Origin of the sequence: Marinobacter bryozoorum, from assembly GCF_023156245.1 — a bacterium.
Classification (GTDB): Bacteria; Pseudomonadota; Gammaproteobacteria; order Pseudomonadales; family Oleiphilaceae; genus Marinobacter; species Marinobacter bryozoorum.
In genome coordinates this window covers 1-7,328 of the sequence record NZ_JAKZAH010000068.1, presented here as the reverse complement: position 1 = coordinate 7,328, position 7,328 = coordinate 1, and the positions used below count along the sequence as shown (strand labels likewise).

7 protein-coding genes are annotated in these 7,328 nt (G+C 55.6%); 3 read left to right on the top strand and 4 right to left on the bottom strand.

The genetic code is table 11. The features are described from left to right. Positions 1–291 precede the first annotated feature (291 nt). The 3 genes from MLC59_RS19130 to relB form a co-directional block, all read right to left on the bottom strand. Entirely contained in the window at positions 292–1,263 is a 972-nt protein-coding gene (locus tag MLC59_RS19130) for a transposase (RefSeq protein WP_248237202.1), read from the bottom strand. 161 nt (positions 1,264–1,424) lie between these two features. Next, entirely contained in the window at positions 1,425–1,700 is a 276-nt protein-coding gene (locus MLC59_RS19125) for a type II toxin-antitoxin system RelE/ParE family toxin (RefSeq protein ID WP_248237201.1), read from the bottom strand. Then, on the bottom strand, positions 1,687–1,878 hold the full coding sequence (gene relB / locus MLC59_RS19120; protein WP_248237203.1) for a type II toxin-antitoxin system RelB family antitoxin: 192 nt from the start codon (positions 1,876–1,878) through the stop codon (positions 1,687–1,689). Before relB ends, MLC59_RS19125 begins: the two co-directional genes overlap by 14 nt. 502 nt (positions 1,879–2,380) lie before the next feature. On the opposite strand from relB, the gene MLC59_RS19115 reads away from it, so the two are divergent. From MLC59_RS19115 to MLC59_RS19105, 3 genes are all read left to right on the top strand, one after another. Beyond that, positions 2,381–2,635: a type II toxin-antitoxin system ParD family antitoxin gene (locus MLC59_RS19115; protein WP_248237200.1), complete on the top strand. Its 255-nt coding sequence runs from the start codon at positions 2,381–2,383 to the stop codon at positions 2,633–2,635. Further along, entirely contained in the window at positions 2,635–2,931 is a 297-nt protein-coding gene (locus MLC59_RS19110; protein WP_248237199.1) for a type II toxin-antitoxin system RelE/ParE family toxin, read from the top strand. The genes MLC59_RS19115 and MLC59_RS19110 overlap by 1 nt, the downstream gene beginning before the upstream one ends. 163 nt (positions 2,932–3,094) lie before the next feature. Continuing rightward, positions 3,095–3,799: a Fic family protein gene (locus tag MLC59_RS19105; RefSeq protein WP_248237198.1), complete on the top strand. Its 705-nt coding sequence runs from the start codon at positions 3,095–3,097 to the stop codon at positions 3,797–3,799. An 81-nt stretch (positions 3,800–3,880) separates the two neighbouring features. Here the strand turns inward: MLC59_RS19105 and MLC59_RS19100 are convergent, their stop codons facing one another. Continuing rightward, positions 3,881–7,138 carry a DEAD/DEAH box helicase gene (locus MLC59_RS19100; RefSeq protein ID WP_248237197.1) on the bottom strand — a complete coding sequence of 1,086 codons (3,258 nt, stop codon included), beginning with the start codon at positions 7,136–7,138 and terminating at the stop codon, positions 3,881–3,883. Positions 7,139–7,328: the final 190 nt, after the last annotated feature.

Sequence of the window (7,328 nt, the reverse complement as noted above, 5' to 3'; positions counted from 1 at the left end):
GGATCAAATTATTGAATCAATTGCTCGTCTATCCGATAAGCTTAATAATAAGACGAACTTTTGTTAAGGCACACTAGCCTGACCTTGGAATCATCATGGACAGGCACTCCCAAAAAAGAGCGCGTTACCCATAGGAAGCTATTGAGGGCTAAGAGTTCCGGTTTGGGTCTGAGTGGTCAATTTTCGGAAAGAGCGACTGTTTTCCTGGAAAATGGCGTTATTGGTGAGTTTTGAGGTAAGGGTGAACTCTGGCTTGTGCCAGTTCAGGGTTTTTGGGGGTAGGGGGTTATATCAGGCAGCCGATCGTCGTCGGTCCAGGTGGGCTCGGCGGTTGTCCTGGTATCGGGCTTCGAACCCGGTGGCTTCTGTCAGCCACTCCTCAAGGTTCAGGTTTATTCGCCTGAGAATCGGAGGCAGTGTTTCGGGTATATGCCCGCGTTTGTTCGGGTTGAGGATCCTGCCGGTCAGGTCCACAAGTTCGAGGTAATCCTGAAGGCTGAAAAGTATGCCGTGCCGGGGCTCGTTCCTCGCCGTGCCGTCAAATTCCACCAGCGGTTTCAGCGGGAGTGGAAACTGCTTCAGAAACGCTTGTTCGGTCTGTGCCTGAATAGCTTCAGTGAGACTGAAGCGTGGCGTGATCCTTTCCTTGATACTGGTGTAATCCGACTGCTCGGGGGTATCGGCCATGGCGGCACGCACCGGATTCAGGTCAACGTAAGCCATACAGCTGAGCAATGCCTGCTCCGTCAACAAGGCCTGGGATTTGAAGCGTGACTCCCAGAAATGACCGGTACAGTCATCTTCCTTGTTCGCCTCTCTGGCAATCGACTCGTTCAGGCACTTCATAAACCAGCTGAGGTCGGTCAGTCGCTGCCGGTAGACACCCGCAGCCCGGGCCACAAAGCGCAGCTCCGCTTCTGCAAGATGCTCACCCGCCTGATAGCGCTGAATCAGAAGTGGCCCCTTGAACAGGCTGGTCCAGCGGTTCAGGACCTCGTCGTCACTCCAGTTGTCCGCTTGCTCAGGGCAGAGCCTGACCACCAGGTGGTAATGGTTGGACATCACGGCGTAGGCGCAGAGATCGATGGTGAAAATAGAGGACAACAACCGCAGCCGCTGTTCGATCCATTCCCGCCGGTGCTCGTAGTCGCGCCCGGTCTGGTGATCGGTACCGCAAAGAAAAGTGCGGCGAACGCAGCGGGAGACGATGTGATAGTAGGGCGTGTCAGCCAGGGAAATTTGCTGTTCTCTGGGGCGGGGCATGCGGGTCCTTGCATTGGTTCTGAAATCCTGTCGGTATCGAAGCAGTTTTGGACAACGGTTTCAAGCGTCGCGGGGCGCGTCAGGTAGTTGATTGTCCTCGGTTCGCTTGGGAGACAAGGCTGACCATGGCCCGAATCAGAAGGTATTCTAAGCGACGGACGTCAGGGATATTCCCGGCGGGCGTGAAGTACGTCCAGAATGACGATGCGATCGGATGTGATGCGATACACTAGCAGGTAGTTAGGGTGAACCACGGCCTCTCGCGTTCCAAGCACACGCCCGTGTCGGTAGAGATAAGGATGGGTGGGTAGAGTTTCGGCGGTTTCCTCAATAGCGCGGATGAGCGCTTCGGCAGCGTAGGGGTTCTGTTCGCTCAGGTAAGCGGTGATATGCTCAAGTGCATCCAGCGCATGAGCACGCCACTCAACTGGTAGCATGCCGGCGCTTTCTGGACTCGATCATGGCTCGGACACGAGCCATCGCTTCGTCATGGGGGACGTTGGAGCGTGTGTCGTCGAGACTTTGCTGGATGCGCTCGCGAAACCAGCGCTCGTAGCTTTCAGCTTGCTCCTGCGTTTCGAACTCCGAGACAATTGGATCTAGCGGGGTGCTCATCATCATTTCTCCCTAAGTCCCTTTAATCTAGTCTATCAGTGATGAACCCTCTGGTATATCTCCTCTTTGCTCATAGGCAGGCAGAAGGGGGCTGTTGATCATGGACAGGCACTCGATAGAGAGCATGTTGGAATAGCAGTGCCAATCATGGACAGGCACTCCCGAAAAAGATCGCGTTACCCATGGGAAGCTATTGAGCGCAAAGAGTCCCGGTTTGGGTCTGAGTGGTCAATTTTCGGAGAGAGCGACTGTTTTCCTGGAAAATGGCGTTATTGGTGAGTTTTGAGGCAAGCGTGAACTCTGGCTTGAGCCAGTTCGGGTTTTTGGGGGCAAGGGGTTATATCAGGCAGCCGGTCGTCGTCGATCCAGGTACGCCCGGCGGTTTTCCTGAGCGGGCTTCGAGTTCGTTGGCTTCTATTGGGCAACAAGAACTGGGGCATTGATTCGGCGAAAGAGAGCGGTATGATAATGTCATACTACCGCTGTGTTAGGAGCACCAGCTATGAGCATGCACCGGAAAACCATCACACTGACTGAACAACAAGACGACTGGGTAAAACGTCAGATTGAAAGCGGTCACTTTGGCAATGATAGTGAGTATATCCGCGATCTCATCCGAAGAGATCAGCAGGCTAAAGAACGCCTTGCCATGCTGAGACAAGCTCTTGCTGAGGGTGAGTCAAGCGGGCAGCCTAAGCCGCTTGATATATCTGCCATCAAGGCAACTGGCCGTGAGCGGATGAAGGCAGCTGACTAGTGCTCAAGCTGAACATTACACCGAAGGCGGAATCGGACCTCATCGGAATTTGGATGTATACCTGCGAAGAATGGGGTGTTGAACAGGCGGATACATACCTGGATCAGTTGGAGACTGGAATGAAGCAGCTGGTCAATCATCCGTCACTCGGCACAAACTATGCGCATGTTTTTCCAGGGTATCGCAGATTGCAGGTTGCGCATCATGCTGTTTTTTATCAATTACTTGAGTCAGCGGTGCTCGTTGTTCGTGTGCTGCATGAGGACATGGATGCACCAGAAAGGCTTCTGGATTAGTAGCGGCTATTTGTTCGACGCTACTTCGCCTTGATCATAGTATCTCGTGGACAGGCACTCTTAGAGAATATAGGCAGAGGTTAGCGAGGGCTGCCCATGCCTCGATTCACCTCTGGTATAGTGGTGTTCCTGCGAACACTGTCAGCGGTAACCAGATCTCACCATGCAGCAACCTGTAGACCAGCACTGGGGTATGTCCCCGAACCAGGCCAAGGCCATGATGCTTGCCCGGCGAGAGATCTCGGTATTTGTCTATGATGCCGTGCGACTTGAGGGGCTGAATTTTACCCTGCCCGAGATCCAGACATTGCTGCAGGGGGTTACGGTAGGTGGCCACAAGCTGAGTGACCAGCAAATCGCGGTAAATCAGGGTGATGCCTGGAGGGCCCTGTTTGAATTGATCCGTGTGCAGGAGTTTGAGATATCACCCGCCTGTGCTTGTGAGCTCCATGCTATTGCAGCGAGGGAAGAGGTGTTGGAGTGGGGTAAGTTCCGGACGGGTGGTGTATTGATCGCCGGCACGGATTACGAGCCACCCGAAGCAAGTACATTGGTAGGCAGGTTCAACGAAATGGTTGAGTGCATGGCCTCCCTGGACGACATCTACGACCAGGCGATCCATGTCTTTCTGACCATGGCCCGATGCCAGTTCTTCTACGACGTTAACAAGCGTATGGGCCGCTTCATGATGAATGGCCACCTTCTCCGGCATGGCTACCCTGCCATCAACGTCCCGGCGTCCCGTCAGCTCGAATTCAATGAGGCAATGCTCGAGTTTTACAAAAGCGGGGACCAGCAGGAAATGAACACTTTCATGCGAAGCTGTCTTGACCCCCGGGCAATCAGGATCATGAAAGAGTCTGAATGAGGCGCTGATCATGGAGTCATACGGATAGTCTTCCATAGACTCAGGTGCTCCATACACTTGGTCCCTCAGAGAGACAGGTGATTATCCTTGCCCCAAAGGCTCAAACAGTACCTGAACATCCTCTGCAGTGAGGGCTGCGGAGAAGCTCTCGGCCTTGCCGTAAAGTCCGTCGGCAAGGCTTGCCTTTCTGTGTTGCAGGGCCTGGATGCGCTCTTCAACGGTACCCTCACAGATCAGTCGGTAGACAAAGACTGGTTTGTCCTGGCCGATACGCCAGGCCCTGTCAGTGGCCTGCTGTTCCACGGCCGGGTTCCACCAGGGGTCATAGTGAATGACACAGTCGGCGGCGGTGAGGTTGAGTCCGGCACCGCCGGCTTTCAGGCTGATCAGGAACAGGGGCGTGTCGCCCTGCTGGAACTGTTCTACCGGCGTTTCCCGGTCCCGTGTTTTGCCGGTGAGTTTGACGTATGGTAGCCCAAGGTCCGTCAGGGCCTTTTCAAGAATCGCCAACATGCTGGTGAACTGGGAAAAAATGATAATACGTCGGCCTTCCTCCAATAACTCGGCAACCATCTCCAGCAGATAATCCAGCTTCGCTGACGGGTAGCTTTGTTCGCTGCTTTTAAGCAGGTCCGGATGGCAGCAAATCTGCCGTAATTTCAGCAGCGCCTCGAGTATTTCAATCTGGCTGCGTGCCACGCCCTTTTCGTTCATCAGTTTGCGGACTTTTTCATTCATGCTGGCGCGGATCGTTTCGTAAAGGTCTTTCTGCGTTTTGTTGAGCTCTACCAGCCGGACCATTTCTGTCTTCTCGGGTAGCTCGGGGGTTACCTGGTCCTTGGTGCGGCGCAGCAGGAAGGGACGTATGCGACGCCCAAGGTGATGATGTTTGTGTGCATCGCCGGCACGTTCGATGGGGTTGCGGTAAAACTCACGGAATTCAGCTTCGCTGCCCAGGTACCCTGGTAGCACCAGGTCAAACAGTGACCATAGCTCACCCAGATGATTTTCCATCGGGGTGCCGGTCAGGGCGATCCGGTTGGCGGTGTTCAGCCTGCGGGCCTTTTTTGATACGGCGGCTTTCGGGTTCTTGAGGTTTTGCGCTTCATCAAAGAAGGCGAGACTGTAGTTTATGGTTTCATGCTGGTCGGCATCCCGGTTCAGCAACGGGTAGGATGTGATGATCAGGTCTGCATTGGCGACCTGGTCAAATAATGGCTTGCGTTTTGGACCATGAATCACGAGAACCCGCAATCCGGGCGTGAACCGCGCCGCTTCCGATTTCCAGTTAGGTATAACGCTGGTGGGGCAGACGACAAGGGCAGGGTGCTTTAGTCGCCCGGCCTGCTTTTCTGTGAGGATGCTGGCGAGGGTTTGCAGGGTTTTACCGAGGCCCATGTCGTCCGCAAGGATGCCGCCGAGTGATGAATGCTTCAAAAACTGCAGCCAGTTCAGCCCCTCCTGCTGATAATGGCGCAATGTGGCATTGAGGTTTGCCGGCGGTGCCACCGTTTCAAGACCTTTGAAATTGGTCAGCTGCTGGCCAAGGTGTCGTAACTGGTCGCTGTTTTGCCAGTCAGCGCTCGTGGTGCCCACAAAAAGCGCGGCTTCCAGGCGGGGCAAGCGCAGGGCGCCTTCGGTTCGGTCCGTACTGAAACCGCGCTGAAACAGGTGTATCAGGGTTTCCAGCATGGGCCGCACGCGCTCGGCCGGGACCCGGATCAGCGATTCACCATCGTGCAACCAAAGGCTCTCCGGCAAGGTCAGCTCACCCTCTGTATTCAGCGAGATGCCACTTTCAACATGGTGGAGGGATTGCTCCAGCAATGGGATCAGGTCAATACGCCGGCCGTCCTGCTCCAGGCCGACTTCGATATCAAACCATCCATCCTCATCGGTCGCCGTCGTCTGCCCGTACCACTGGCTGGCCTCAATCACGGGAACATCGAAGGAGTCATCCATTTCGACCCGCCAGCCGTCGTTGACCAGGGATGGTAATTCCCAGGCCAGAAAGTTCAGCCACATGTCGGTGTCTGGCAGAGTCTGATCCTGGTCCATTCCGTCGGGAAGTGAACTGGCCCATGCCCGGTCAAGGTCGAACAGGTGAATGAAGCCCGCAAGTCTCACACTGCATTCTCGTTCAAAGGGCAGATCCCGGAAAATTACCAGCGAGGCCTGGTCGGTTACCTGTCTGACCGGGTTATCACCGGGAGACTGGTAGCCGTCGAGCATTACTCCTTCATATTCGAACCGCAACCGGGCGACTTTCTGGGGCGCACTTTGTGGTCCGGGTACCTGGAAAAGTTGCAGCACAGGCACCGGCCTGGCATGAATTTCTTGCGGAACCCTGATGCTAGAAGGCAGTGAGGCGCCAAGGGGCTCTGCCAGGTTACGCAGTTCGCTGGCATGCTCTTCCATTATTGATGGCGGTATCGGGGGCGCCTCCAGCAGGTGCTGCCAGGTCTCATAATCAACCGGCAGGTCCAGCGGGCCAGCCTTCAGGGTGGTGACATCCAGGTACCAGGGTGGGTCTGTGTCCAGCAGTATCGCGGTATCGAGCTGGACTGGCACCAGTTCGTAGTCACCAGCGTCATTCTGGTGCCACTCGAGTCCTGCCTTTGCAACTTCCCCTGCGGTGAAGGGAACGCTGTCTACTTCCTGCCACAGCAGTCGTCCTGTCTTCAGTGCGGAAGCCAGAAAGCGGGCCCCCGCCAGCCCTGTCAACCGGGGCTCGTCCCAGAAGGCGCCTGGTAACCGTTGCATCCACAGCAAGGGCTCTATATCGGCTTTCTGAATATATTTGGGGGGCTGGTCCTCCAGGTCGCTTCGCTGCCAGGGCGTCACCCGTTGGCTCTTTCCTGGTTTGCCGTTCTTCAGGATGCGAACCCGGTGGCACTGCACCGATACGTCTTCGTAATGTTCATCCGGCACCAGTACAAATACCAGGCCTGCGTTTGCCTGGGATTCCCTGCGCGACGGCGCTTCGTTGAGCCATGCCCGCGCGGAGATAGCCCGGATTTGCGCCGGCGTCATAGTCGGGCGTGGTGGTGCGGCTGGCTGACTGGCTTCAAGCAGGACGGCCACGGCGTGTTTGCAATAACTGCCTACCGGGCAGGTGCAGGCGGTGGTCAGTGCCCAGGGGGTCACGGTGTCGATGGTGACAAGGGTTTTGTATTCCTGGTTCCTGCTGCCGCGAACCCTTGCGGCCAGCTTGTGCAGGCTGGTGCCCGACAGGATATCGGTGAGGTCAGAGACCCTGTCCTGCTGATAATAACGATGGCCACGCCGTCGGGTTGTATCGTCAAAAATGTCTTCAAGCACACCAGGGCGAAGGAACATGGGTTACCGCTTATACAGAGGCAGGAGGATCAAAGGCGTAGCTTATCAGATACTCGGAGTCTCTGGAAAATTCAGCCTATGGCACTAATGGCAGAACGATGGACAGGCACACCCTAGGAGTCTGCGCGCCAGAAACTTTTTGAGCGCTCGTTTCCGCCAGACCGTGTCACTGCCTGGCTAGAACGAGTGT